This is a genomic window from Sulfitobacter aestuariivivens (assembly GCF_014763045.1).
Lineage (GTDB): Bacteria > Pseudomonadota > Alphaproteobacteria > Rhodobacterales > Rhodobacteraceae > Sulfitobacter > Sulfitobacter aestuariivivens.
The window spans coordinates 271,042-297,442 of the sequence record NZ_JACTAG010000002.1; the positions used below are offsets into that span (position 1 = coordinate 271,042).

At 60.2% G+C, this 26,401-nt stretch carries 23 protein-coding genes and 2 tRNA genes; 11 read left to right on the plus strand and 14 right to left on the minus strand.

Going from position 1 to position 26,401, the window contains the following annotated elements; genetic code table 11:
* Positions 1–4 precede the first annotated feature (4 nt).
* Positions 5–1,393: a cytochrome ubiquinol oxidase subunit I gene (locus H9Q16_RS11130; protein ID WP_191075503.1), complete on the minus strand. Its 1,389-nt coding sequence runs from the start codon at positions 1,391–1,393 to the stop codon at positions 5–7.
* A gap of 178 nt (positions 1,394–1,571) precedes the next feature.
* On the opposite strand from H9Q16_RS11130, the gene H9Q16_RS11135 reads away from it, so the two are divergent.
* From H9Q16_RS11135 to H9Q16_RS11145, 3 genes are all read left to right on the plus strand, one after another.
* Positions 1,572–2,747 (plus strand): reductive dehalogenase, encoded by a 1,176-nt coding sequence (locus tag H9Q16_RS11135; protein ID WP_191075504.1) that lies wholly within the window; start codon positions 1,572–1,574, stop codon positions 2,745–2,747.
* Positions 2,748–2,800: 53 nt separating this feature from the next.
* On the plus strand, positions 2,801–3,673 hold the full coding sequence (locus H9Q16_RS11140; RefSeq protein WP_191075505.1) for an NAD-dependent epimerase/dehydratase family protein: 873 nt from the start codon (positions 2,801–2,803) through the stop codon (positions 3,671–3,673).
* Positions 3,674–3,807: 134 nt separating this feature from the next.
* Positions 3,808–4,719, plus strand: coding sequence for a pirin family protein (locus H9Q16_RS11145; protein ID WP_191075506.1), 912 nt, complete (start codon positions 3,808–3,810; stop codon positions 4,717–4,719).
* A gap of 195 nt (positions 4,720–4,914) precedes the next feature.
* On the opposite strand, the gene H9Q16_RS11150 is transcribed toward H9Q16_RS11145, so the two are convergent.
* Positions 4,915–5,499 carry a TetR/AcrR family transcriptional regulator gene (locus H9Q16_RS11150; RefSeq protein WP_191075507.1) on the minus strand — a complete coding sequence of 195 codons (585 nt, stop codon included), beginning with the start codon at positions 5,497–5,499 and terminating at the stop codon, positions 4,915–4,917.
* Positions 5,500–5,576: 77 nt separating this feature from the next.
* Between H9Q16_RS11150 and H9Q16_RS11155 the strand changes: the two genes are divergently transcribed.
* The 3 genes from H9Q16_RS11155 to H9Q16_RS11165 all read left to right on the plus strand — a co-directional run bounded on the left by H9Q16_RS11155 (position 5,577) and on the right by H9Q16_RS11165 (position 8,704).
* On the plus strand, positions 5,577–5,873 hold the full coding sequence (locus H9Q16_RS11155) for a P-loop NTPase family protein (protein ID WP_191075508.1): 297 nt from the start codon (positions 5,577–5,579) through the stop codon (positions 5,871–5,873).
* 138 nt (positions 5,874–6,011) lie between these two features.
* On the plus strand, positions 6,012–7,298 hold the full coding sequence (locus tag H9Q16_RS11160; RefSeq protein ID WP_191075509.1) for a homoserine dehydrogenase: 1,287 nt from the start codon (positions 6,012–6,014) through the stop codon (positions 7,296–7,298).
* Between the two features lie 239 nt (positions 7,299–7,537).
* Positions 7,538–8,704 (plus strand): multidrug effflux MFS transporter, encoded by a 1,167-nt coding sequence (locus tag H9Q16_RS11165; protein WP_343067835.1) that lies wholly within the window; start codon positions 7,538–7,540, stop codon positions 8,702–8,704.
* Between the two features lie 12 nt (positions 8,705–8,716).
* Here H9Q16_RS11165 and H9Q16_RS11170 read toward each other — a convergent pair whose 3' ends face one another.
* Both H9Q16_RS11170 and H9Q16_RS11175 read right to left on the minus strand, forming a co-directional pair.
* The gene (locus H9Q16_RS11170; RefSeq protein ID WP_191075511.1) at positions 8,717–11,287 is read right to left on the minus strand and encodes an HWE histidine kinase domain-containing protein; all 2,571 of its coding nucleotides are present in this window, start codon (positions 11,285–11,287) and stop codon (positions 8,717–8,719) included.
* Positions 11,284–11,850: a biliverdin-producing heme oxygenase gene (locus tag H9Q16_RS11175; RefSeq protein ID WP_191075512.1), complete on the minus strand. Its 567-nt coding sequence runs from the start codon at positions 11,848–11,850 to the stop codon at positions 11,284–11,286. The genes H9Q16_RS11170 and H9Q16_RS11175 overlap by 4 nt, the downstream gene beginning before the upstream one ends.
* A 313-nt stretch (positions 11,851–12,163) precedes the next feature.
* Between H9Q16_RS11175 and glpX the strand changes: the two genes are divergently transcribed.
* The 3 genes from glpX to H9Q16_RS11190 all read left to right on the plus strand — a co-directional run bounded on the left by glpX (position 12,164) and on the right by H9Q16_RS11190 (position 15,091).
* A complete protein-coding gene (gene glpX, locus H9Q16_RS11180; protein ID WP_191075513.1) occupies positions 12,164–13,132 on the plus strand; it encodes a class II fructose-bisphosphatase in 969 nt (322 codons plus the stop codon).
* Between the two features lie 57 nt (positions 13,133–13,189).
* On the plus strand, positions 13,190–14,932 hold the full coding sequence (recJ, locus tag H9Q16_RS11185) for a single-stranded-DNA-specific exonuclease RecJ (protein WP_191075514.1): 1,743 nt from the start codon (positions 13,190–13,192) through the stop codon (positions 14,930–14,932).
* 84 nt (positions 14,933–15,016) lie between these two features.
* Positions 15,017–15,091 (plus strand) — tRNA-Glu (locus H9Q16_RS11190).
* A gap of 228 nt (positions 15,092–15,319) precedes the next feature.
* On the opposite strand, the gene H9Q16_RS11195 is transcribed toward H9Q16_RS11190, so the two are convergent.
* The 7 genes from H9Q16_RS11195 to H9Q16_RS11225 form a co-directional block, all read right to left on the minus strand.
* Positions 15,320–16,288 (minus strand): D-2-hydroxyacid dehydrogenase, encoded by a 969-nt coding sequence (locus H9Q16_RS11195; RefSeq protein WP_191075515.1) that lies wholly within the window; start codon positions 16,286–16,288, stop codon positions 15,320–15,322.
* Between the two features lie 72 nt (positions 16,289–16,360).
* On the minus strand, positions 16,361–17,101 hold the full coding sequence (locus H9Q16_RS11200) for a maleate cis-trans isomerase family protein (protein ID WP_191075516.1): 741 nt from the start codon (positions 17,099–17,101) through the stop codon (positions 16,361–16,363).
* Between the two features lie 124 nt (positions 17,102–17,225).
* Complete coding sequence (locus tag H9Q16_RS11205; RefSeq protein WP_191075517.1) at positions 17,226–18,875, minus strand: hydantoinase B/oxoprolinase family protein; 1,650 nt, start codon at positions 18,873–18,875, stop codon at positions 17,226–17,228.
* A complete protein-coding gene (locus tag H9Q16_RS11210) occupies positions 18,868–20,970 on the minus strand; it encodes a hydantoinase/oxoprolinase family protein (RefSeq protein WP_191075518.1) in 2,103 nt (700 codons plus the stop codon). Before H9Q16_RS11210 ends, H9Q16_RS11205 begins: the two co-directional genes overlap by 8 nt.
* 232 nt (positions 20,971–21,202) lie before the next feature.
* A complete protein-coding gene (locus tag H9Q16_RS11215; RefSeq protein ID WP_191075519.1) occupies positions 21,203–21,415 on the minus strand; it encodes a hypothetical protein in 213 nt (70 codons plus the stop codon).
* Positions 21,412–22,053: a GNAT family N-acetyltransferase gene (locus H9Q16_RS11220; protein ID WP_191075520.1), complete on the minus strand. Its 642-nt coding sequence runs from the start codon at positions 22,051–22,053 to the stop codon at positions 21,412–21,414. Before H9Q16_RS11220 ends, H9Q16_RS11215 begins: the two co-directional genes overlap by 4 nt.
* 66 nt (positions 22,054–22,119) lie before the next feature.
* A complete protein-coding gene (locus H9Q16_RS11225; protein ID WP_216859404.1) occupies positions 22,120–23,022 on the minus strand; it encodes a homocysteine S-methyltransferase family protein in 903 nt (300 codons plus the stop codon).
* Between the two features lie 248 nt (positions 23,023–23,270).
* On the opposite strand from H9Q16_RS11225, the gene H9Q16_RS11230 reads away from it, so the two are divergent.
* On the plus strand, positions 23,271–23,888 hold the full coding sequence (locus H9Q16_RS11230; protein ID WP_191075522.1) for a TetR/AcrR family transcriptional regulator: 618 nt from the start codon (positions 23,271–23,273) through the stop codon (positions 23,886–23,888).
* An 81-nt stretch (positions 23,889–23,969) separates the two neighbouring features.
* Here the strand turns inward: H9Q16_RS11230 and H9Q16_RS11235 are convergent.
* Positions 23,970–24,054 (minus strand) — tRNA-Leu (locus tag H9Q16_RS11235).
* 141 nt (positions 24,055–24,195) lie between these two features.
* Between H9Q16_RS11235 and H9Q16_RS11240 the strand changes: the two genes are divergently transcribed.
* Complete coding sequence (locus H9Q16_RS11240; RefSeq protein WP_191075523.1) at positions 24,196–24,717, plus strand: Hint domain-containing protein; 522 nt, start codon at positions 24,196–24,198, stop codon at positions 24,715–24,717.
* Here H9Q16_RS11240 and H9Q16_RS20855 read toward each other — a convergent pair.
* Together H9Q16_RS20855 and H9Q16_RS20860 are read right to left on the minus strand one after the other, a co-directional pair.
* The gene (locus H9Q16_RS20855) at positions 24,714–25,586 is read right to left on the minus strand and encodes an NAD(P)H-hydrate dehydratase (RefSeq protein WP_191075524.1); all 873 of its coding nucleotides are present in this window, start codon (positions 25,584–25,586) and stop codon (positions 24,714–24,716) included. The genes H9Q16_RS11240 and H9Q16_RS20855 overlap by 4 nt on opposite strands.
* On the minus strand, positions 25,555–26,232 hold the full coding sequence (locus H9Q16_RS20860) for an NAD(P)H-hydrate epimerase (protein ID WP_191075525.1): 678 nt from the start codon (positions 26,230–26,232) through the stop codon (positions 25,555–25,557). The genes H9Q16_RS20855 and H9Q16_RS20860 overlap by 32 nt, the downstream gene beginning before the upstream one ends.
* Positions 26,233–26,401 lie beyond the last annotated feature (169 nt).

Genomic DNA, 26,401 nt, shown 5'->3' on the forward strand with positions numbered 1-26,401 from the left:
GCCCCTACTCCGCCGCCACTGTGGCCGGTGACTTGTCCGGCTCCGGTGCGACCCGCGTGCCGATGCTTTGGCCGCGCGACGCCCGGCGTGCGAGCGAGAAGATCACGAATATATAAGCCCCCAACAACAAGGCATAGACCACCAGATAGGCAATCAGCGTCGACAGCACCATTGGCGATGGTACATCTGCCACGGCCTGCTTGGTCGTCATGACCCCTTGCACCAACCACGGCTGGCGCCCGATTTCGGTGGTGTACCACCCGGCCAGCGTGGCCAGCCAGCCACTAAAGCTCATGCCCACCAGCGCGTAGAGTATAGGGCGGTTCAACCCGTCAACGCCACGCCGTCTGCGCATCATCAGGGCCGCCGCCGCCCAACTGACCAGAAGCATCAGCAACCCGGTGCCCACCATCACCCGGAATGACCAGAACACCGGTGCGACACGCGGATGCAGCTCTGTGCCATCCTCAGCCACAAAATCATTCAACCCCTGCAACTCACCATCCCACGTGTGGGTCAGGATGAAAGAGGCAAGGTTCGGAATGCCGACCTCATAGTGATTGGTCCGCGCCTCCTGATCAGGGATCGCAAACAGGATCAGCGGCACATTGCCCCCGGTTTCCCAGTGTCCTTCCATCGCCGCCACCTTGGCGGGCTGGTATTCCTTGGTGTTAAGACCGTGCATGTCGCCCACGAAAATCTGCACGGGGATCAGCAGCGCGGCGACCGTGACGCCCGTTTTCAATGCCGTGCGCACCCCATCCTTCTCGCCTCCGATAAGCAGCCGGAAGGCGCTGATCCCTGCGATCAGGAAACTTGCCGTCAGAAAGCTTGCCAGAACCATATGCACAAAGCGGTAGGGCATTGACGGGTTGAAGATGATCGCGGACCAATCTGTCGCATGGGCCACGCCATCGATCATTTCAAAGCCTTGCGGCGTGTGCATCCATGAGTTCAGTACAATAATCCAGAACGCCGACATCAGCGTGCCAAAGGCAACAAGGAAGGTCGCCGTCGTGTGCAGCCAATTGGGCACGCGACTGAAACCAAACAGCATGATGCCCAGAAACACCGCCTCAAGAAAGAAGGCCGTCATGATCTCATAGGCCAGCAGCGGGCCTGCGATGTTGCCCACCGTTTCCATGAAGCCCGGCCAGTTCGTGCCGAACTGGAACGACATCGTGATCCCCGACACAACGCCCAGCGCAAACGACAGGGCAAAAATCTTGACCCAGAACCGGTAGGCGGCCATCCAGCGCTCTTCGCCTGTCGCATTGAACCGCAGCTTGAAGAACAGCAGGATCCACCCTAACGCGATGGTGATCGTCGGGAACAGGATGTGAAACGAGATGTTCGCGGCAAATTGCATCCGCGACAGGATAAGCGTGTCCATTGCGACCTCAGAATTACGTCTGATCCTTAGATAGAGCCATTTCCCATCCTGTCATCGCAGTGCGACACTAGATCGCTCCTTGCGCCGCTCCCGCAGCTTGGGACCTGCCCCCATCTGGCACAGCAGGCAGAACCTCAAGCCCTTTGACAATCCAACCCACGCCACCCATCGTAGCGCCATGTCTTACCCGTCAAATCATCCCCCAAACCGTGATGGAGATGCTGCCGCAGGGATTGAGGTCACGCCCGAATTCGAACGGTTCACCCAGCGCAATGACATCTTTACCCGTGCCTTCTGGGACCCAACCGTCCGCTCTAAACAGACGGACGCTTTCTTTGCCTCGTACCGCATGGAGGCGACACCACGTCGTGGCGATGGATTTACCCAACGCGATTTTGCCCTGCGCAATGCCAGCTGGCTTATCTCTGATCTGATTTCAGACCGCGGCGGTGACAGCGGCATGCGGGAAGGCTTTCAGGCCCCAATCGTCAACGACACGCCCGTCGCCCCCATGCAGCACGCAGTAGAGGATCCGTCGCGGATGGCGTCCGAGATCAAGCGGATCGCCAAGTTCTTTGGCGCTGATCTTTGCGGCATCACCGATATGGATGATCGCTGGCTCTATGCCACCCGCGTAGACACCCGGGACTACGCAGAGGCTCCCAACGATCTGCCGGACGGCATGACAAGTGTCATCGTGATGGGCCATCAGATGGAGGAAGAACTGGTCGCGACCTATCCCTCAGCGTTGGCAGGGGCCGCAACAGGCCGTGAATACAGCCACGAGGCGGCCGTGGTGATGCAGCTTGCCGCCTACATCCGTAATCTGGGTTACGAGGCGACAGCAAGCATGAACGATACCGGCCTCGTGATACCCTATGCCATCAAGGCGGGCTTGGGCGAATATGCCCGAAACCAGATGGTGATCACGCCTGAATTCGGACCCCGCTTGCGGTTTTCCAAAATCTTCACCAACCTGCCACTCACCCATGACACACCCGAACCGCTGGGCGTGCGCGCCTTTTGCGACATCTGCACCAAATGCGCCGATGCCTGCCCGGTCAAGGCCTTGCCCTATGGCCCGCCCGAGACAACAGATGCGCCCTCCGCCATCAAAGGGGTTCGCAAGTGGACGTCAGATGCCGAAAAATGCTTCGGTTTCTGGGCCAAGCTGTCATCTGACTGCGCGATCTGCATGCGGGTATGCCCTTTCAATCGCGATTTTGCCAAATGGCAGCATCGTCTGTGGCTGCGCCTCGCGCTTTCGCCCTGGCGCAAGCTGGCACTCTGGCTTGATCGGAATCGAGGGCAGCGCAGAAAACCCGCTGACTGGTGGAGTCCAAAGAAGACCTGACCGAAACGGCGCTTGATACATCAGGCTGTGCAGGCCCAAACAAAGGCACCATCATGCACATCTTTCTTACAGGGGGCACCGGCACCATCGGCAACGCGGTACTGGCGCAAGCGATTGCGGCCAACCATCGCGTTACGGCACTGGTGCGCAGCGACACGGCCGCTGAAACGGTCACGACACAAGGGGCCACAGCGCTGTTTGGTGATATCGGTGATCCCAACAACTGGATGACCAACGCCGCAGCGGCCGATGCCTTCATTCATCTGGCATCCTCCTTCGATGACACGATGGCAGAAACAGAACCGCGCCTTCTCGCAAGCCTGGCGGCACATGTTGCTGGCCGCACGACACCCCTTCGGGTGCTCTACACCGGCGGTTGCTGGCTGTATGGCCAGACCGGAAACGCGGTCGCGCGAGAGTCATCGCCGCTCAATCCAATCTCTGCCTTCGATTGGGCAGCAGATTCGATCGAGACCTTAAAGAGCGTTCCAAATCTCTCAACCGCGGTTTTGCATCCGGCAATGGTCTATCACCAAGCCGGCGGGGTTTTTTCGCGCATGCTGACCGCGCTGCGCGCGGGCCGTCCTGCCCCGATCTGGGGAAATGACCGCACCCGCTGGCCGTTGGTTCACCGCGACGATGCCGCAGCCGCCTATCTGGTGCTTGCAAAGCAGATGGATGCCAACGGCCCTTTCAATGTCGTCGCCGAAACAGGCATCGAAGTGGGTGAAATTGCCCGCGTTCTGGCCCAACAGGCGCAGATCAGGACCCGGCCCGCAATCCTGCCACGCAAATGGGTCCTTGCCCGTCACGGAGCCTGGGCAGAGGGCCCGATGCTGGACCAGCAGATGGAAAGCCGCCTTTTGCCCGATTTAGGCTGGCGTCCGCAGCATCCTGACTTTTCAGCCCTGCGATATGATCTTTGATTGGTACCCTCTTTCCAGGCGGCCCCTTCCGCACCGATATGTGCGTCTATGCACACCACCTCTGTCACCCCCGATGATTGTACGCACGGTCCGACCTGCATATCTCTGGTCCAACGCAGATATAGGAGACCAAAATGTCCCTCAGACCGACTTTAGAAACCCGCCGCGCCATTCCGACGATGGAAGGCGCGGGCGTGAAACTGCACCGTGCCTTTGGCTTTCAGGATCCAAGTGAACTGGACCCCTTTCTGCTTTTCGACGACTTCCGCAATGAACGTCCCGAGGATTTCGAGAAGGGATTTCCCTGGCATCCGCACCGCGGGATCGAAACAATCACCTACGTCCTGGAGGGTACGGTTGAACATGGCGACAGCCTCGGCAATGTTGGCACGCTGGGTGCAGGCGATGTGCAATGGATGACCGCAGGTTCGGGCATCCTGCATCAGGAAATGCCACACGGAAACGCACGCGGCCAGATGCATGGATTTCAGCTGTGGGGTAATCTGCCAGCCGATCAAAAGATGACCGCCCCGCGCTATCAGGATGTCACGGCGGCTGATATTCCGGTGGTGACGGACGATGACGGCACCCGCGTTAAAGTAATTACCGGCAGTTTCTGGGGCCAGACGGGCCCAGTGGACGGCATTGCCGCAGATCCGCAATATCTGGATGTTTTTGTCCCGGCCGGTGTGAAAAAGACCTTCCGGATCGATACGTACCGCCGCGCATTTGCCTATGTTTTTGATGGTGCCGGTGCTTTCGCCGATGCCTCCGCCCCGTCCGGTGTGCTGCTGGAAAAAGAAGTCGCGGGACAAGAGGTCAATATCCGCGATCTGTCCGGCGACCGGACGCTCATCCGGTTTGGCACCGGCGACGAGGTCACGGTGCAAGCGGGCCCGGAAGGCATTCGTTTCCTTCTGATTTCCGGCGCCCCCATTGAGGAACCGGTGGCCTGGCATGGACCGATCGTGATGAACACGCGCGCGGAGCTGGAAAAGGCATTCGCTGATCTGCGCAACGGCACCTTCATCGCGCCGGTGCATTGATCCGACAAGGCAGAGATCTAAGCCCGAACAGGCCAAACGTTGCGACCAAGGGGCTTGAGGATCCGACAATTTTCTCAAGCCGCCTTGCGCGAAAACGCATAGCCCCCTGCCTCGAAGGTTTCGGTGCAAAAAGGGGGCTCAGGTCCGATCCACGCGCCTGGAATGAAAATCGCGCCGCAAGGCGCGGCATTTGGATCACGCGGCGACGGCCTTGCGCACCATGTCCCAATATTGCCGGCTCACTTCATCAAGCGACAGGCGCCCGCCGCTGCGAAACCATGTGTTTACGCCGGTCAGCATCGCAATGATCGCCAAAGTGACGATCTTTGTATCGGCCACCTCGAAAACGCCCGCTTTCTGCCCATCGCGCAGGATGGCTTCCAGACGGTCCTCGTAATCGCGCCGCAACGCCTCGATCCGGGCAAAGTTGTCCGGCGCAAGATTGCGCAGTTCCATATAGGCAATAAACACCGCATCGGGCCGGTCGGCATGAAAGCTAAGATGGAACTCTACAAAAGTCCGGAGCCTCTCTTCCGGTGGGGCATCCGCCTGATCGGGCACCGCGTCGAGCAGATCCATCATATGGCTCTGCATCAGATCGAACAGCAACGTCTGCTTGTCTGGTGTATAGTTGTAAAGCGCACCGGCCTGCACGCCCACATCCGCGGCTATCGCACGCATTGAGACCGCCGCATAGCCGCCTTTGGCAAAGAGCCGCAGCGCCGCTTCACGCACACGCGGGCCGGTAATGTCAGAATGAGAACCAGTGGTACGGGCCATGTCTCTCATTTAATGAACAATCGTTCAAAAGCAAAGCCTGCTTGCGCGGCCCCCGCTGGCTGGTGCAAAGAGAAGTCATGCGCCGTGCCTTCGTGATCCCTGCCCTTGTGATGGGCCTTCTGTCCCTGGGCGCCTGCACCCAGTTTCCGGAATTGGACCGCACAGTTTCGCCGCAACTGGAAAACGCCGATTATCCGGCACTTGTCCCGCTAGAGCCGCTGCTGGCGCAGGCCACCGCCGGGCGCGTTGATGCAGCCCGGACCGAAGCCGGTCTGCTGGGCCGCGTCGCGCGTCTCAAGGCACGGGCGGCGCGGCTGCGAGGGTCAGTGCTCAGCGGGCGCGAACGCCAGCGTCTTGCGCAGGGGCTGCAATAGTCACTTTCCCAACCCCGTTTTGCCGCGCTCACCCCGCCATGGTTGTCCTAAAGCGTGGCGGCATTCAAACCCGCGTTGCGCGTGTCGGTGCAACCCGCTACATCGCAATGCAACACAGCTTTGCGAAAGGAACACCGCATGTCTCAGCCTCTCCGTCTCGGGATCGCAGGTCTTGGCACCGTGGGTGTTGGCGTTGTGCGCATTTTGCGCCAGCAGGCGGCCCTTCTGACGGCCCGCACAGGTGCAAAGCTGACGATCTCAGCAGTGTCCGCCCGCTCCAAGGGGCGGGACCGTGGCGTTTCGCTTTCCGGATATGCGTGGGAGGACGATCCCGTCGTCTTGGCAAAACGGGACGATGTGGATGTCTATGTCGAACTGATGGGGGGCGAGGACGGCCCGGCCAAAGCGTCGGTAGAGGCGGCGATTGCGGCAGGCAAACACGTCGTGACGGCCAACAAGGCAATGCTGGCCCTGCATGGTCAGGCATTGGCCGAGGCCGCCGAGGCAACAGGCGTCGCGCTGCGTTACGAGGCCGCCGTGGCCGGTGGCATCCCGGTGATCAAATCCCTGATGGAGGGGCTTGCAGGCAATGAGATCACCCGCGTGATGGGCGTCATGAACGGGTCCTGCAACTACATCCTGACGCGGATGGAAAGCTCCGGCAAAACCTATCAGGACATTTTCGCCGAAGCCGATGGTCTGGGCTATCTCGAGGCGGATCCGCAGCTGGACGTCGGCGGCATTGATGCCGCCCACAAGCTGGCGATCCTCAGCAGCATCGCCTTTGGCACGCGCGTCGATTTCGATGGTATTCAGCTTGAGGGGATCGAACGCGTCAGCATTGATGACATCCGCGCGGCCGCTGACATGGGCTACAAAATCAAACTTCTGGGTGTCACCGAAAAGACCGGGCGCGGGCTCGAACAGCGCATGCAGCCTTGTCTTGTGCCCGACACATCGCCCCTGGGCCAGCTTGAGGGCGGCACCAACATGGTGGTCATCGAAGGCGACGCAGTGGGCCAGATCGTGTTGCGCGGCGCCGGCGCGGGTGAAGGCCCGACCGCCTCTGCGGTGCTTGCTGATATCTGTGATATCGCCAGGGGCGTCCGGGGCCCGGTCTTTGGCCAGCCTGCCAGCACATTGGAAACGTCAACCCGTGCATCGTCGCAGCGTCCCGCCGCATACTACCTGCGCATGGCGCTTGTGGACAAACCCGGCGCGCTGGCCAAGATCGCCACGGTTCTGGGAGAGGCTGGTGTCAGCATCTACCGCATGCGCCAGTACGAGCACGATGAGCCCTCGGCCCCCGTTCTGATCGTAACCCACAAGACCACCCGCGCAGCACTTGACGCCGCTCTTGATGCGATGGACGGCACAGGCGTACTTGCCGGGGCCCCTGTGGCTTTGCGGATCGAAGAGGTCTGAAGCACTGCGGTGCGTGGCTGACATTTCGTATTGTGAAACGTGCAAGCGGTGAATAGCCTGATCCCTGTCAGGAGACAGAGGCATGCAACAGAGTATCGTCCTTGTCGCGCAACACAGGTGCAGGGTCAGCTAAGGGTTTTCCACATCTGAACACATGCGGCCCCGATGCCTGTCGGGGGCTTTTTTCATCCTCATCAGGCCCAACCGCCATGCCCCGCCACATTACACCACCTCATTTGATGACCCTGATCCTGCTTGCCGGGTTTTCACCCCTGTCGCTGAACATGTTCATGCCGTCGCTTGCCAATATCGCCGACGATCTGTCGACAAGCTATGCCACCGTCAGTTGGTCAGTGTCAGGATATCTGGCGATCACTGCGGTCATCCAACTGATCATCGGCCCTCTGTCGGACAGGATCGGACGGCGCCCGGTTCTGCTGATCGCGGTACTGACTTTCGGTGTGGCATCTGTCGGATGTGTCCTGGCGCAAGACATCGAAACCTTCATCTTCTTTCGCATGTTTCAGGGCGGCATGACGGCAGGCTACACGTTGTCGATGGCCATCGTGCGCGATACCCGCTCCGAAAGAGAGGCCGTGGGCCTTATCGGCTACATCGGCATGTCGATGGCCATTGCACCGATGTTGGGGCCCATGCTGGGCGGCGTACTGGACACAGCGTTTGGCTGGCGCGCGATATTTGTCTTTTATGCCGCGTCCGGCTTCTTTCTCTTTGCGCTGTGCTGGGTCGATTTGGGAGAAACAAAGCAAAAAGTGGCCCTTGACCCGGCAACCCCGTCCGCGCCCGCGACGGTGCTGCTGCGCGAACCGCTCTTTTGGGCCTATGCGTTGTGCGGGGCCTTTTCTGTGGGGGCGTTCTATATCTTTCTGACCGGCGCGCCGCTTGTCGCCCGTGCCAACTTTGGCGTCTCTACAGCACAGCTTGGCGTCTATATCGGGTCCATCACGATCGGCTTTATGCTGGGCGGCTTCATTGCAGGTCGGTTCGGACCACGCTACGCGCCAACAACGATGATGATCGCGGGCCGGGTCGTCGCCTGTAGCGGATTATCTGCCGGATTGGCCCTCTTGGCGCTTGGATCAACTGATCCACTGCTCTTTTTCGCCAGCACTGTGTTCGTGGGGCTGGGGAACGGCATTACCATGCCGGGCAGCAACGCCGGAGCCATGTCAGTGCGCCCCGAATTCGCAGGCAGCGCTGCTGGCTGGACCGGCGCGCTGATCGTGACGGGCGGGGCGGTATTGACTGCGCTGACCGGCATGTTTGTCACCGAAACCAACGGCGCGCAAATGCTGCTGGTGCTGATGCTCGCGTCATCCGCTGCGGGTCTTGTCCTTGCAATGTGGGCAGCGCGGCTGCGACGATACGGCAGGCGCGCGGTATAGAACCGGGCCGGGCTATGCCAGCGCGTTGGTCACCGCCGCCCGCACAGCATCCGCGCTGAACGGCTTCTTGATCACCTCAGATGGCGGATACCCCCCCGTGATCTCATCTGCATCGCCGTAGCCCGTGGCCAACACAAACGGAATTCCTTTTGCGGCCAACACCTCAGCAACCGAAATCGATGTTTGATCACCAAGGTTTACATCCAACAATGCAAATCGGATCGAACGCTCGCCGATCAGCGCAATCGCATCTTCGCAATTGCTGGCCATATGCACCTGATCCGCCCCAAGACTGCTAAGGATATCAGTTGCCTCCAGCGCGATGATCATGTTGTCCTCAAGCACCAGAAATTCGCCGCCACTGGTTGCCGGGACAGGTTGAATGGACGGCGCGTCAGCCGCAGGGTCTTCGGCCGCAGCGGTTTGCTGTTGGGTGCCAGCCACGGCGTTCGCGGGCAGCAGCAGATCCGCCTCAAAGCCGCTGACAAGATAGCGGGTTTCAACCTTGCCCTTCAGCTCGAAGGGGATCGTGTTTTCAATGATCGTGCTGCCAAACCCGCGCCGGGTAGGCGCCTTTACCGGCGGTCCCCCCTTGTCGCGCCACTTGATCTCGAGGGCTCCGTCGGGCTGCATCTGCAGATCGACGCTGACAACACCTGCCTTGTCGGTCAGTGCACCATATTTTGCAGAATTGGTAATCAGTTCGTGGATCACAAGCGCCATGGTCGAAAACGCCTCGGGTGCCAAAAGCGGCACGTCCCCGGTGACCTGCAGACGCTCGTCACGCCCAGCCAGAAACGCTTTGGCTTCGACCTCGATCAGCGTGCGCAGCGGGCTGGGTCCCCAGGCCTGACTGGTCAGCTGATCATGGGCGCGGGCAAGCGCCTGCACGCGCCCATCCAGCACCATCGTATAGGTCGCGATATCCGGCGCACCCGACTTGCTTTGCGAGACCAGCCCCTTGATCAGGTTCAGAATGTTTCGCACGCGGTGGTTCAGTTCCGCAATCAAGAGCACCTGCTTGTCGGCTGCCTTCTGACGCGCGGCATTGGCTTCATCCGTCAGTTTCAGGACTATCTCGATCAAGGACAGACGCAACGATTCCGCGACGCGCTCTTCGGCTTCGGTCCAGGGCTCGGACGTGCCGCGCACCATCTCCGTCCAGACATCAAAGCTCTTGCGGGGCGTCAGCCGCACACCGTTCGGCCCGACCTCGACCGGTTTCTCAGGATTGCCACCCCAACGCACGGATCGGGCGATCTCGCGCCGCGTGAACACGATGTAGTCTCGTGGCGTGCGCGAAATCGGTATCGCCAGCAGACCAGCGACACGGTCTTGCAGAATTTCGGCGTCAGACCATACCTCACCAAGAGTGTGGGTCGCAAAGGGTTTGCCCTGCGTCGTGGTGTTCAGGAAACGCACAAGCTTGTGGAATTCCGCCTCGCTTGGCGCGTCGCCAAGCTGCGCATAACGCCCATCAAAATAGACGCAAATGCCGTCACAGGGCACCAAAGACCGCAGATTATCCGCGATGGCATCAAACCCCTCGATCAGGTCGGCCCCTGCTGACAGGCGCACCATCAACTGATCATGCATCTGCCGCGCGGCGCGATCGTCGGCCCGGGCTTCCTGCTCGCGCAGACTGGCCAGTTCGTAAGAGAAAAACTGCGAAAACAGCTCAATAGCGGTCCGGCGCTCGTAATCTACATAATGCGCTGACCGATGGTGGCAGGCAAAAAGACCCCATAACTTTCCGTCCTGCAGAATGGACACCGACATCGACGCGCTGACACCCATGTTGCGCAGATATTCGAGGTGGATAGGTGAAACGGCCCGCGTGATCGCCAAGGACAGATCCAGCGGATCGCCATCTGGACTGACTTGCGGCACGATCTGGGACACATCGCCATCGACATCGGCAATCAACCGCAACGGGCTGCGCATATAAAGCGCGCGCGCCTGCGCCGGGATATCACTGGCAGGATACCGAAGGCCCAGAAACGCCTCCATATCCGGGGCGACGTGTTCGGCAATCACTTCACCCGAATGATCCGGCGCAAAGCGGTACATCATCACCCTGTCAAACCCTGACAGAACCTGAATCGCGCGCACCGCCATCTTGCAGGCGTCCGCAACCGACTTGGCGGCTTTGACCCGCGCAAGAAGCGGCTGCACCATCGCCATTTCGTCCCGGTCATTGGTGTCTTGCTTGGGCTCGAACTCGTACACGAACGACTGCCCCGACACGTGGATCGAAACGTCAAAGGCACGCCCGTCGCGCATCACGTCGTAGCCAAACAGGCGCGCGGTCTCGATCCCGGTGCTGAGCATCTGCAATTTGGTGCGCAGATCATGCACCGTCTGCGCGGGCAGATGATCCTGCAGACGCGTGCCGATCACATCCTCCACAGAGGGGCCCAGCAGCGTCGCGATATTGTCTGAGACATGGTTGATCATGAAATCAAGCGAGGTGGACAGCAGGCAACCATAGGCCTGCACACCGCCCAGAAGGTGGATCTGTTCGCGTTCGCAATTTGACAGGTCAACCGGCACCGAAGTACCGGAGGTCGCATTTTCAGTCATGTAAGAACCGCTCTCTCACTGCCATCAGGGATAGGACTATGATGTGTTGTGGCAAAAAGAGTAAAGAGCGATCTCACGTCAGCTATCACCCAATCCGCTCGCGGGCTGTCGGGGTCGATGCGATCCAGATCGGCGCAGGTCTCTCGCCACAATGTGCCGCTGTCCGTCAGCGCAAAGTACGCCCCTGCCGCCTTGACCCGCGCGTCAGCGGACAAAGCCCAGTTGCGTTTCAGGACTTTGCTGCCCAGCCGGGACCCCGCAACCATGTAATCGATGGCAATCGGATCACATCCCAAGACAGGCTCTGACGGTGCTGCCGGGCCTGGCAAACCAAGTGATTTGAGATCAAGTTTGATGGCGGACGTCAGCGCCCCCAAAAGCGCAGCGGACCGTGCGGCCGCGCCGCAAATATCATGCATGACGCCAAAACAACTGCCATGCACTGACAGAAATTCACCGAACCCATCGGCGGCCTGCAAGTCCAGCTTTGAGAATCGCGTGTCCACGCGCGCGTGATCGTCGCGGGTCTCCGTCCGCAGCCGATGGCGAAAACTGTCTGGCACTTTCTTCAACACCTTTAGGGTTCAGCGGTCACGCACCAACAAGACCACGCGACAGAGCCTCGACACAAGTCGTGACTGCGTAACGGCATGTCATTACGCCATGTTTCTCGCTGCAGTCATTAATCTATGACACAATGCGATGGCTGTTCTTGTGATGACGTTCCGTCATCGTGGTCCCGTGGATCAAGCGCCTTTCAGTGACAAAAACCTGCGCGCGCACTATGAAAAGGGCCATTGGACCGACCCAAGCTTGTAACGGGATACACCAGCCGATAGATGGAATGACCATATCCCGTCAGCCAAGGACCTGCCGATGCCAAAATCCGCCGAATTTCAAGATCGCATGTTGTCGCTGGGCCTGGCCCGTGTGTCGGAGGCTGCAGCACTTGCGTCGGCCAAGCTGATCGGCAAAGGCCAGGAAAAGGCCGCCGATCAGGCCGCGGTCAACGCAATGCGCGAACAGCTCAATATGCTCGATATCGCAGGCGTCGTCGTAATCGGCGAAGGGGAGCGGGACGAAGCCCCGATGCTCTACATTGGTGAAGAAGTGGGCACGGGCGCGGGCCCCGGTGTTGATATTGCGCTCGACCCGCTGGAAGGCACGACCCTGACAGCCAAGGACATGCCGAACGCACTGACGGTCATCGCCATGGGCCCCCGCGGGTCAATGCTACATGCGCCGGATGTGTACATGGACAAGCTGGCCATCGGGCCGGGGTATGCGGATGACATTGTCACGCTAGATATGTCCCCCGACCAACGCGTCGGGGCTTTGGCCAAGGGAAAAGGCTGTGCCGCCTCTGATATCACGGTCTGCATCCTCGAGCGCCCGCGCCATGAAGAGATGATCGCCCAGGTTCGCGAAACCGGGGCCGCGATCCGGCTGATTACGGATGGGGACGTGGCAGGTGTGATGCATTGTGCCGACCCCGGCACCGGCATCGACATGTACATGGGGTCTGGCGGCGCTCCGGAAGGGGTTTTGGCGGCGGCGGCGCTCAAATGCATGGGCGGGCAGATGTATGGCCGGCTGCTGTTTCGCAACGATGACGAACGCGGACGCGCAAAAAAGGCCGGCATCACCGATTTCAACCGCATCTACACCCGTGACGAGATGGTCACCGAAGACGTGATCTTTGCCGCAACCGGCGTGACAGACGGCAATCTGGTGCCGGGTGTCAAACGCGAACCCGGCTGGATGACCACAGAGACGATCATCATGCGGTCCAAAACCGGGTCTGTCCGTCGGATCAATTACCGCACGCCAATCGATCCTGATTAAACGTGGCACCTGCTGTGCCGGCGCGTTCAGGTATTTGAAAAAGGGTGAAATCCAAAGGTGGAGAGCTTTCTCGGGGTTCAGGCCAGTCTGACCGGACGACGCTGGGTGGGGCCCGGCGCTGAGGTCGAGCGCGCCACCGAGTTGCTGGTACAGCGCAGCGGGTTGCCGCAAGCCGTCTGTCAGGTGCTTGCCCGACGTGGCGTGGGGCCCGATGAGGCGGAAGGCTTTCTGACCCCCTCGCTGCGCGATCTGTTGCCGGACCCACGGTCGCTCAAGGACATGGAGAAAGCTGCCAGCCGTTTTCTTGATGCTGTCGATCGGGGCCAGCAGATTGCCATTTTTGCCGACTATGACGTGGACGGGGGCTGTTCTGCGGCGCTGTTGCAAATCTGGCTTCGCGAGCGGGGCATGGCGGCAACCTTATATGTGCCTGATCGCATCGACGAGGGCTATGGCCCGAACGAGGCGGCCATGCAGGACCTTGCACGCCAGCATGACCTGATTGTTTGCGTCGATTGCGGAACGCTGTCGCACGGTCCTATTGAGGCGGCCCGGGCTGCGGATGTGATTGTGCTGGATCACCATCTGGGCGGTGAGACACTGCCCGATGCACTGGCAGTGGTGAACCCGAACCGACAGGATGAAGACGGGGCCTGCAGCCACCTGTGTGCAGCAGCCGTGGTCTTTTTGGTGCTTGTCGAGGTTGGGCGCCAGATGCGGGCTGCGGGCCGCGCCGGGCCTGATCTGATGGCACTGCTTGATCTTGTGGCGCTGGCGACCGTCGCGGATGTCGCCCCGTTGACAGGTGTCAACCGTGCCTTTGTGCGCCAAGGCTTGCGCGTGATGGCCCGCCGCGAGCGTGCAGGTCTCGCCGCCCTTGCGGATGTGGCGCGCATGGATACCGCCCCTACGGCTTATCACCTGGGCTATATTCTGGGGCCACGTATCAACGCAGGCGGGCGGATTGGTCAGGCAGATCTTGGCGCGCGGCTGCTTGCCACCGACAACGCACATGAGGCAGCAGCATTGGCTGAGCGCCTTGACCAGCTCAATACCGACCGGCGCGAGGTCGAGGCGACAGTGCGTGCTGCGGCCCTTGCACAGGCCGAAACCCGTGGCTTTGATGCGCCGCTGGTCTGGGCCGCTGGCGCTGGCTGGCACCCGGGTGTTGTCGGTATTGTTGCCGCCCGTCTCAAGGAAGCCGCCAATCGCCCCGCAATCGTGATCGGGCTGGAGGATGGCGTTGGCAAGGGCTCGGGCCGCTCGGTGAGTGGCATCGATCTGGGTGCATCGATTCAGCGGCTGGTGTCAGAGGGATTGCTGATCAAGGGCGGCGGGCACAAGATGGCTGCGGGCCTGACTGTCGCAGAAGACAAGATTGAGGCCGCGATGGCCCGGCTGGGCGAGTTGTTGGCAAAACAGGGCGCGCATCTGGCCGGACCTTCCGACCTTGCTGTCACCGGTCTCTTGATGCCGGGCGCCGCAACGATAGAACTGACCGGACAAATTGAGGAAGCCGGTCCTTTTGGTTCCGCCGCCCCTGCGCCACGCTTTGTTTTTGCCGACATGCAGATCCGCTTTGCCAAACGCGTCGGAGAGACCCACCTCAAACTCAGCTTTACCGACGGCCTGGGCACGCAAATGGATGCCATTGCTTTTGGTGCCTACGACAGCGCGCTGGGTCCGGCGCTGGAAAGCCACGGTGGCGCGCGCTTCCATCTTGCCGGACGGCTCGACATCAACACATACCGCGGGCGGCAGTCAGTTCAGTTGCGCCTGGAGGATGCCGCACAGGCCTGAGGTCGGCCAATTTTCTTGGCACCGCGCCGAAATTTCCGCTTGCGTGCCTGCAGGGTTTTGCCTAATGAACCGCTCACGACCCGTGGCCCGTTCGTCTATCGGTTAGGACGCCAGGTTTTCAACCTGGAAAGAGGGGTTCGATTCCCCTACGGGCTGCCAATTTACTAATTTCCCTTAAAATCAATATCTTAACCTACCCTTCGGATAGCGCTTCTGCGGGTTTTTGGAATCCGAAACTCTGTGCCGAAAGCACGCAGAAAAGGGTGGCAATCTGTTATCGAGCAGTCGTTTTCAAAGGGAGGACCAACGTCGATTCTCAGCCTCCAGACTGTCAGGCGTGCGGAGATAAAAAAGGCGCGCTGATCCGCCGGGGGATCGCGCGCAACGTCAATATCCCCGGGACGGGCTCACAACATTCATCAAAGGCGCGCCTTTTGTCCAACGCGCAAGATTTTCGAGAAACATGGCAAACGATGCCGCCTCCCAACCCTCATAGACTGAAGAGCAATGCGGCGAGATGAGCACATTTTCAAGCTCCCACAGCGGATTATCCGCGGGCAAGGGCTCGGTCTCGAATACATCCAAAGCCGCACCTGCCACGAGGCCTGACCTGAGCGCGTCAAGAAGCCCGGATTGGTCAACAACCCCGCCACGAGAGACGTCAGCAAGGATGACGCCGCGCTTCATCGCCCCGAACGCCTCAGGCCCGATCAAGCCGCTTGTTACGGCGGTAAGCGGCGTTGAAACAACAATGAAATCCGCGCGCGGCAAAAGGCTGATCAGATCACCCGCCGCGTGAACTTCGTCCACATGTTCCATTGCGGTTGGGTTGGCGCGTGTGCCCCAAACGGTCATGCCAAACGCCTTGGCACGGGATGCAACGGCCCGGCCCGTGTGGCCTAATCCGACGATAAGAAGTGTCTTGCCGGACAGCGGCGCAACGGTTCGGCTGTTCCACTGCTTTGCCGCCTTGTCCTTTTGCAGGCCCATCACATCCAGCGTGAAATGGAGGAACCCGCCAAACACGTACTCAGCCATCATATCTGCAGCCACGCCGGCGGTGTTGGTCACGGTCGTTCTGTCGGGGTCCCATGCGCCATAGTGATCGGTACCCGCCCCGCCGTTGGCAACCCATGCCGGACCACCCGACCCGAACAACGCATCGCGGGGAAAACCCTGCGTGCCATCAAAACGCACCGAATAGACGACGTGAGGGTGATAGCTGTCTATCAACGATGGCAGGGCGTCGTAGCTGTTGCACACGCGGAAATCGGCCGTGGGAAAGGCCACAAGCAACTGCTGTGCCAAGGCGTCTGTGCGATCATTGCTCAGGACGATACGCGGGCGTTCAGCCATGGTCATTCTCCGATAACGGGCGTGCGGCGCCTGCGCTGTTAAGCGGTTGATCTGAAAGATGATCGCAGCGCATTACCGTTCGCGCCCCAGCAACTGGCCAAATCCAACCAATGGTTCGCTCAGACCTGCCAATTGCATTCCCTGATAGACCATCGCCTGATTGGAGGTGATCACCGGCTTGCCCACCCTGGCTTCGAGCTGCGCAATGATCTCGACGCTGCGCATGTCCGTGCAGGATAACACGATGGCCTCCGCTTCAGGGTGATCGGCTTTTTTGCCCAATTCGTACACCGCCTCAGGGGTAAGCTCCCCCTGCCCGTAGTTATCCAATGCTGCACCAACTTCCGATCTTTTCACGGTCTCAATGCCAATCTCTGCCAGAAAGTCGATCGCCATATCATTGATCGCAGCGACGTATGGTGATGCAAATCCGATGCGGCCGATCCCCAGTTCGGACAGCGCGTGCCCCAGGGCACCGGCGGCTGTCACCGTCTCTGCGCCGCTTTCCTGTTTGATCTGTTGCGCAAGCGAACGGTCAAACGCCGGACCATGTGTCAGCGTGGCCGATGTGCAGCCATAAAGGATCACATCCGGGTTCACCGCCTGCAGTAATCGCAGCGGTTCGGTCAGATCAGCGGCGCCCAGCCCGTGCATCTGATTGTGGTCCGGCACCTCGTCCTGGTCATAGCCGCCCATTCTGGCGACATGCAGTGACACGCCTTCAGGGCGCATCAGCGTCATGTCGGGTTCAAGGTTGGTGTTGGTGTAGGGAACCAACACCCCAAACCGGGCGCGCCCGCGCGAGCTGCTCATGCTCTATCCTCCTCTACCGCAATGGTCATAGGGCCCCAATCGAATGGTAAGCAATCGCCAAAGGGCACGTCATCACGCGTCACGTCGACGCCTGTCATTGCGGTGTTGGGGGAAATGTCTGCGTTCATGGCGTTGTCCCATAGATGTCGAGAGCAGTTTCCTGGCTGATCAGCCCTTCTTCAAGGTCTCGCTGAACATCCTGATGGCTGCGTTCGGCAGGTGGTCCAAATCCGCCACCGCCCGGCGTTTCGAAAATCAGCGTTTTGCCAGCGTCAACGCGAACCTCGCCCTTGCCCGCAAGGGCGGCGCCATCAGCCCCGATCCGGATACGCCCTGCGGCCCCGGCAAGCCCGCCATGACGGCCCTTTGCGGGGTTAAGCACGCGCTCGACCGACAGAAACACCATGAAATCCGCGTCACTTGCGGACTGCACCTCAATGCGCTGGCCCAGCCCGCCGCGATGACGGCCCGGCCCACCGCTGTTTTCCCTCAACTCGCGCCGGTTGAACAGAAGGGGCGCAACCGCCTCGGAGGTCTCGATCTGAGACCCCCAGACGCCGGAGGGAAAGGCCGTCGCCGACAGCCCATCCAGGCCCGGCCGCGCCCCGGTACCACCATTGAAAACCAACTCAAGGGCGAATTGGCCGGACCCTGTCATTGCCGCCTCTGGAACATGGCGCAGCGGCAGATCGTACATGCACGACGCGCCCTCGGCTGGCACAAGGTCCGGCACAGCCTGCGACAGACACCCATAAACGAGATCAGGCGTCATCTGCCCCAATGTATGGCGCATCGCCACCGGTGCCGGTGCCTGTGCATTCAGGATGCATCCCTCAGGGGCAGTGACCCGAAAGGGCGCAAGCGAACCTGCATTGTTCGGGATGTCCGGCCCGATGATACAGCGCAGCGCAAACACGGAATACGCTGTGGCATAATTGAGCGGCACGTTGATGCCCTTGCCCGACAGACCAGAAGTCCCTTCGAAATCGAGGGTTATGTGATCCTCAGCAATGGTCAGCGCAGCATGCAGATCGATCTCTTTTTCATACCCGTCCACCGTCAGAACACTGTGCCATGTCCCCTGGGGAAGCTCCGCGATAGCATCAAGTGTGCCGCGGTAAGACGTCTCAATGATGTAATCGGCCAGCCCGTCTAACTGGTCGAGACCAAACTCATCCATCATCCCTGCAAGGCGCACAGCACCGGTTTCACAACAGGCAATCAGCGCAAAGATGTCGCCCTCATTGGCGATGGGCTCGCGGGAGTTGGCTTTGACAATGTCCATCAGCAACGTGTTGAGGATGCCCTGATCCATCAACTTGCAGGGCGGGATAAGCAGCCCCTCGTCATAGATATCCGACCCTTCGGGGCCCATGCCCAAGCCGCCCAGATCGACAAGATGCGAGGTGCAGGATGTGAAACCGACAACAGCACCGCGATGGAACACCGGCATCATCAGCAGAAAATCGTTCAGATGCCCGGACGCGATCCACGGATCATTTGTCATAAAGACATCGCCCGGTTTCATCTGATGAATCTCAAAGCGATTGCGCAGAGTTTTGACCGCCTCTGCCATGGTATTGATATGCCCCGGCGTCCCCGTGACAGCTTGTGCAAGCATCCGCCCCTGCAGATCAAAAATCCCGGCAGAGATGTCACCGCATTCGCGCACGATGGGGCTAAAGGCCGCGCGGATCAGCGCCTGCCCCTGCTCTTCCACGACTGCAAGAAGCCGGTTCCACATGACCTGCAGGCGGGTGTTGGGCTTAACCATCCCTGTTCTCCCTTTCACGCTGAAGCCAGATGTTGCCCCCACCATCCACGCGTGCTGAAAAGTCCGAGCTGACGAAAGTCGTGGTCTGTGGCTCAATAATCAAAGAGGGCCCGGCAAGGTGATCGCCCGGACGTAGCGCGGCGCGCATGTAAATTTCGGCATCGCGCCAGTCGCCATCCACGTCACAAAGCACGCGGCGATGACCGGTCGCCATAGCGCGCTGTGTCTGCCCTGGTTCGTCGTGGCGCGACAACGCCGCTTGTTCAGTCGAAACCGTGACCGCCCAGTTCAGCACCTCGATCGTCATCCCAGGTACCGCACGGCGGAACTGACGGCTGTATTCCTCTTCAAACGCGGCGCGCAGGGCGGGCATATCCGCCGCTGCAAGTTCGTCATCCGGCAGCGGGATTTCTATTTCATGCCCCTGACCGTGATACCGCATGAAGGCCACGCGCCGTTTCACAAGACGCGCGTCTGGCGCGGCCCCCTGTACCACCTGCAGCGCCTCATCGATCATGCCCTGAAAAAACGTGTTCAGCCCATCAAGGTCCAACGCGTCCAGCGTGCTGTAACGAGAGCGGACAATCTCGAACGATACCGGTGCAAACAGAAACCCGACAGCCGATCCAACTCCCGGATCCCTTGGTATGAGAATGCGCTCCACCTGCGCACGCCTTGCCACGCGCGTTGCATGCAACGGTCCATTGCCGCCGAATGCGATCATCAGCCGCGCGCCCAGATCCTTGCCCGATTCAACGGCATGCATCCGCCCGGCCCCGGCCATGTTCTCGTCGACAATCTCGCTGATGCCCTGAGCAGCCTGAGCCGCGTCAAGGTCCAGTGGCGCGCCGATATCCCTGATCAGCGCTGCCTCAGCCGCTTTGACATCAATCTCAAGACGTCCCTCTGCAAAAAGGCCGGGGTCGATCAACCCTTGCATGACATCCGCGTCCGTCACCGTCGGGGCGGTGCCGCCCTTGGCAAAAGCGGCCGGTCCCGGCTCGGACCCCGCACTTTCCGGCCCGACCTGCACCCGGCCAAGCCGATCCACATGCGCGATAGACCCGCCGCCCGCGCCGATCTCGATCATCTCGATCACCGGAATGCGCACTGGCATGCCGGATCCCTTGATGAACCTTTCGGCCCTGGCAATCTCAAACTTGCGGGTGGTCTGAGGGCGAAACCCGTCAATCAGGCACAGCTTTGCCGTTGTCCCGCCCATGTCAAAACTCAAAACCTCGCTTTCATCCACTTCCGCCGCGATACGCGCCGCCAGGATAGCGCCCCCGGCCGGCCCGCTTTCCACCAGACGGATCGGCAGTCGTGCGGCGATGTCAATCGTTGTCATGCCGCCGCCAGCGGTCATCATCAGAATGGGGCACGTCAGCCCGTTTTCAGAGAACCGCGTCTGAAAGTCGGTCAGGTACTGGGCCATCAAAGGCTGAATGTACGCATTTGCGATCGTGGTCGACAGGCGGTCAAACTCACGCGCCTCCGGGCTGACGTCATGCGACAGCGAGATCACCAGATCAGGCAGGGCTTCGCGCAACATCTCGCCCAGACGGATTTCATGCGCTGGATTGGCGTAGCTGTGCATCAGGCAGATCGCCACCGCCTGAGCTCCGCAGCCGACCAGACCATCCACCAGCGCAGCCACAGCAGCTTCGTCCAGATGCGCGCGTTCCACACCATCAGAGGTCATCCGCCCGGCAATGGTAAAAGCCCGGGAGCGCGGCACAAGTAGGTCGGGTTTGACCAGATTGATGTCATATTGGCTGTAGCGCCTCTCGTAACCGATCTGCAGGATATCGCGGAACCCGGCGGTTGTTATGGTCGCAACGACGGCCCCGCGTCGCTCTATCAGGGCATTTGTTGCCAAAGTGGTGCCGTGAATAAACCCGCCGATCTGTGACCAGCCGCAGCCGGTTTCGGCCAGGACGCGCGTGGCGCCCTCAAGCGCCCCGCGTGCTGGTTTCGCCGGGGTTGTGGGCGTCTTGCTGGTTGCAAGAACTGCACCCTGTGCATCAACAAGAACCGTGTCGGTGAATGTTCCGCCAATATCGATGGCAAGGCGATGCCCGCTGGCATGTTGCATGTGAAAGAGACCGTGAAAGAGGAATGATCATTGGCACCCGGATCTCCGGAGCCAAGCTGGAGAGCGCTTACAAGCCGAGGCGTGTATGCACGACCAGATCGCAGCCGGTAGATCGGCGCCCCAGATCTATTCTGATGCAATGGTCAAGCATTTGCGGTTCTCAAACAATCCAATGGAGACAACGCTGCACGCCCAAAGGCGCACGTGTCAACAAAAATGCTCATGGGACTCATCAGCCCATCTGACCAGGAGGGGCGTCGGCGCGCGCGTCCGCACGCCGAATCCATTGCAAGAACCCTCGCAGACGTGAGGTGAACACATCACTCTGACGCACGATCCGCAAATCAACGGCATCATCCTGCGCCGCTCTGATTAGCATCTCTTGCTCCTTCCACAGCATCCCTGCGGCACCTGCGCGCATCATCTCATACTCCAGATCGGTCATGCAGGTATCCTGCGGCGATCGACCGTATTCTGGTTTTCACTGATCACCCGCGATCCTGACGGACGGCGCATCAGACACCAGCGCCCCGTCAGGTCACACGGCCCGCCGCGCCCCACCGGGATCGCCTTTTCCTGATCAAATCCTTCGCTTTCATAGAACGCGAGCGCAGGCGCGTTCCCTGACCTGACAATCAGGGTCAGATCTCGATCGGTCCGGGCCGCGACGTGTTCGATCAGCGCGCGCGCGACGCCTTGACGCCTCATCTCAGGCAAGACCGCAAGAATGTTTATGTAGCGGCTGCCGACAGCGGAAAGTTCAAGCGCGCAAAGCGGATGCAGATATTCAGGCACCTCGCTCCCCGGCAATTCGGCGGCATCGAGATCGTAATCGATAACAGTGCCGACGGCCTTGCCCCCAAGCCATGCGACCTGCGCATTGCGCCAGGAAAAACTTCCGTCGTCGCGCACCGCGCGCTGAATGCCGACCTCCAGCGGGGTCTGATCTCCGACAGTTAGCTGGGACCACAGATAAGCGGGCAGTCCCTCGCCCGCGAGATCCGCAAGTTGTGCAAGCAGGACTGCGTCCCGCAACGTGGCGGGTCGAATTTGGTTTGTCGTATCAGGTTTCAGATCGCTCATTGGAAGAGATCCCTTTCCAAAGTGTTGTCAGCACGGAATTCAGGGCAATTGCCCTGCGAAATTGCGTCACGCGGCGACATTTTTCTGGCCATGCAGACAGCGGGCGGCGCAGCCGAGATGGCGATGATCCGTGCCGCAGCAGCCGCCGATCAGCCGAAGCCACGGCATCATCTGGGCCAGACCTGCGCAAAGCTGTCCCCATTCCTCGGGGTCACCCGCATCAAGGGTGTCCATTGCATCGAGTTCGACATGCGACAACCGCGAGGCATTGGCCCGAATCATGCCGATCTTGCGCGCCTGCGGGATATCGAGCGCATCCGCGAAATGTGCCGGGTGCGCGCAATTGATCCCGTAGAAAAGCGGCTCGGTCTGCTCGGCATCGACGGCATCTATCGCCGCGCCAACTGTTTCGCCCGAAGGCAGGCGTCCGTCGGTCTCGACCGTGAAGCAGATCGCATGCGCCAGCCCCGCATCCCGCATCGCGCGCGCGGCGCCGGTTGCCTCTGCCGAAGAGGTCATCGTGATGGCGCTGGCGAGGTCTGCACCCGCCACTGCGATCGCGCGGGCGGATGTCAGATAATCCATTGTCGCCTCATCCGCATCCGGTGCGGTCTCGGGCACGTATCCATCGCCCAGCGGGCCCAATACGCCGTTGACGGCAACAGGCGTCTGCGCCGTCTCGTTTTGGTCCCGCCACATCCGGGCGTATGTCACTGCCTGCGCGTTGATCGCGGCAATCTCATCGCGCCCAAGGTCCATGACGGCACCCCATGGCAGATTTGCCCTCCAGGTTTCGGCATCCAGAACCAGACCCGTTCCAGCCTCTTTCGCAACGGCAAAGGACCGTTCAGCCGCGCGGCCCAGTGCCTGACGACCCTCGGGGCGACCGTAAAGCGTGAAAGCCGCAAAGTGCGGAAGATCCAGCCCCTCGTGAAAGATCATCGCGGTTTCAATTCCAAAATCTGCCATCCAGGCGCGGTCGTCGTTCAACAGTCTCTCAAGGCGGTCCATTTCTATATCTCCAAGAATTCAAATCCTGGCGCATTTGTGCCGCACCGTGTGCTTCAAAGCCTAGTCAACCCGTGGTAAGGTGACGCCGAATTCTGGAATTATCTTTTTTTATTAAAGACTTGCCCGTTTCATCGACACGGGCGGACCGATGGATCAAGGCGGGCGCATAGCGGTCAACTGCACCGCTGGTACAGGGAGTGATCACGATGGCTGCAAAAGGCGGCACGCGAAAGCGCATCATGGACATCGCGCAGGACGCCATTCTCGCGAAAGGATTCGATGCAACCTCGATCGAAGAAATCGTCACGGCAGCGGAAATCACCAAGGGCGGTTTTTTCTATCATTTTTCCGATAAGAGCGCGCTGGCCCGGGCGCTGATCGAACGCTACATCGCCGAGGACGACGCCCTCTTTGATGGCCTCATCGCACGTGCACGGGAATTGTCGGACGATCCTCTTCAGGTTTCCTTGATCACGCTGAAACTGCTCGCCGAGGTTCTGGACAACATGGAAGATGGCCACCCGGGCTGCCTTGTGGCGACATTCGCCTATCAGGACAGGCTCTTTGACCGCGACGTCCATGAAATGAATCGACGCGGCGTCGAGGGATGGCGGGAACGCTTTCATGCCTTGTTTTCCGAGGTTGCCGAAACCTATCCTCCCCGCGACGCTGTCGAAATGACCGCGCTGGCCGACATGGTGACATGCGCGGTCGAGGGCGGGATTGTCCTGCAAAAGGCCTTCCGCGATCCGAAACTCTCGGCGCAGCAAGTCCTTTTGTGCAGGTCCTATGTAAAGCTGTTGTTCACCCCTGCGCGACTCTGAATTCCAGATGGTCATGAGACCGCGCCAAGACCGGTGTGATCATCCAGCTCTTCTTAAAGATGGCAACTATTTTGAAAATGGTGGTGCGGGTGAAGGGACTTGAACCCCCACGCCTTGCGGCGCCAGAACCTAAATCTGGTGCGTCTACCAATTCCGCCACACCCGCATTGTCGCCGTATCTTGCGCAACTGGCGGCTGACTAGCAAACCACATCTGTCTTGGCGAGCGTAAAAAGCACAAGACATTAAGGAGTTCTTCGCATACATTCCCCATAACCTGAGGCAGGTTAGACAAGAAAGAGACGCCCATGAAACCGAACACGGTCGGGCGCGTAGACGGCAATGATCGTCTTGCGGGCCAATTTACGCCATATGCCGCCGTCGATACAGGACTGCTGCATGGCACATCCTTACTGTCACAAGACGGCGAAATTCCGGTGGAATACCTGAGCGTGGGTGACAAGCTGATCACCCGGGATACAGGTCTGTCCAAGGTGATACACATCCAGCGCAGCACGCGGAGCATCCAGACAATTTCCCTTGCGGCGGGGTCGCTTGGTCATACCCGGCCAGAACGTGACGCGATGCTGGCCGGCGATCAGATGGTGCTGATCCGCGACTGGCGCGCACGGGCACTTTTCAACTCAGAGCGGGCCCTGGTCGCTGCGCGCGCGCTTGTTGACGGTGAATTCATTACCGATCTGGGATTGATGAAAACGACCCTCTACCAGATTTTCTGCGATGGTCCGCATATCCTTTATGCCGAAGGGCTTGAACTGGGCACAGCAGACGCGTCCCGGGCCCGCGGTACTGTCCTGCACGCAGCCTAGCTCAGCAGGTCGCGCAACACTGCTGGCAGCACCTCTGACAGGTCCTCTGCAATGAGCCCGGGGCCTATCTGCCTTGCACATTCAACGTGAAGGAACGTGGCCGTTTCGGCGGCCTTCAGCGGGTCCATGCCGCGCGCCAATAGACCGGTGATAATCCCCGCCAGCACATCACCCGCTCCTGCCGTCGCGAGCCAGGGGACCGCCCGCGTACCCGTTGCCTGATGGACGGAGACGGATCCATCCGGGCATCCGATGGTCGTCTGCGCGCCCTTCAGAAGGACGGTGCAGCCCGCCCGGTCTGACGCATGTTTCACGCCCGTCTCTGGTGTGCTGATTGATATATCCGGAAAAATGCGCAGAAACTCACCTGCATGTGGGGTCAGAACGCAGGTGTCATGCAGCAGATCAAAAAGCCAAGGGTTTGATCCCAGATGGGTCAGCGCATCAGCGTCCAGCACGCAGGCGCGGCCGCTTTTCAGTGCGCGCGCGATCAATGCGGCCTTGTCCTCTGAGGTGCCCAGCGCTGGCCCAAGACACATCGCGTTGATCCGCCGATCCTGCAGGATCTCGCAAAGCGCGTCTTCATCCGCCACCCGGCGCAGCATGATCGCTGTGATCTGCACCGCCACCTCCATCTGTGCCGCGGGCGGGACGCCAAGGCTGACCGCACCGGCGCCGATTCTGAGCGCCGCCCTCGCCGCAAGCCGCGCAGCGCCTGTCTGGCCAGGGCCGCCCGTCAGGACCAGCGCATGCCCATGGTCATATTTGTGACCCTGAGGCTTTTGCAGCGCAAGAAGGTCAAGCGTGTTGCGGGTGATATGTCGGGCAGAAGAGATTTCAGGCCTCCGGCGGGCATATTTGGGGAACATTGAAAGGGTGCAGGCCAATATCCTCGACAACGAGCTTGCCACAATAAGCCGGACCCTCGCCGATGAGATGCCCCGGTTTCGGCTGATGGAATGTGACCGTCAGGTCGCAGGGCATCGCGTGGCCCAGGATCTGACCGGTTTCGGCGTCCAGTCCGGAAGGGATATCAATGGCAACGGTGCGCAGGGTTTGCGGCGTGTCTGACAGGGATTTCAGCAAAGCCGCAAGCGGCCCTTCAATCGGGCGCGCGAGGCCGATGCCAAAGACTGCATCGATCACTATATCAGGCAAGGGGTCCAGGAATGGGCGGGCCGCATCAAACCGTGATATCTTTGTGGACAGAGCATCATAGTTGCCGCGCGCGTCCGGTGGCAATCTCGCCGGATCGCCACAAAGCACTGTCGTGATCTTGAGCCCTCGGGCCGCCAGCAGCCTGGCCACAACGAACCCATCGCCGCCGTTATTGCCCGGTCCGCACAGCACAACGGCCCGTCGTTCTGCGTCCCCAAGGTCCGGCCATGTAGTGAACATGGCCGCGACCACACCCCGCCCCGCACGCTCCATCAGTTCTTGTCCGGTGACAGCACCGGATTCGATGGCCCGACGTTCCAACGCGCGCATCTCGGCGACGGTAATGGTTTCGCTCATCCATCCCTCGATTCACTTTCGCCTAAAAATTGGGCGGCCCGCACAGTTTTTGCGCGACACCTTCAAAACAGATGACCGCGTAGCCCCAGTTTATCCCGCTTTCATAGACCCTGCACCGGCAAAATGAAAAGACGCGACAAGAGCGCGCGTCGCGCATCCGGGAGCCTAG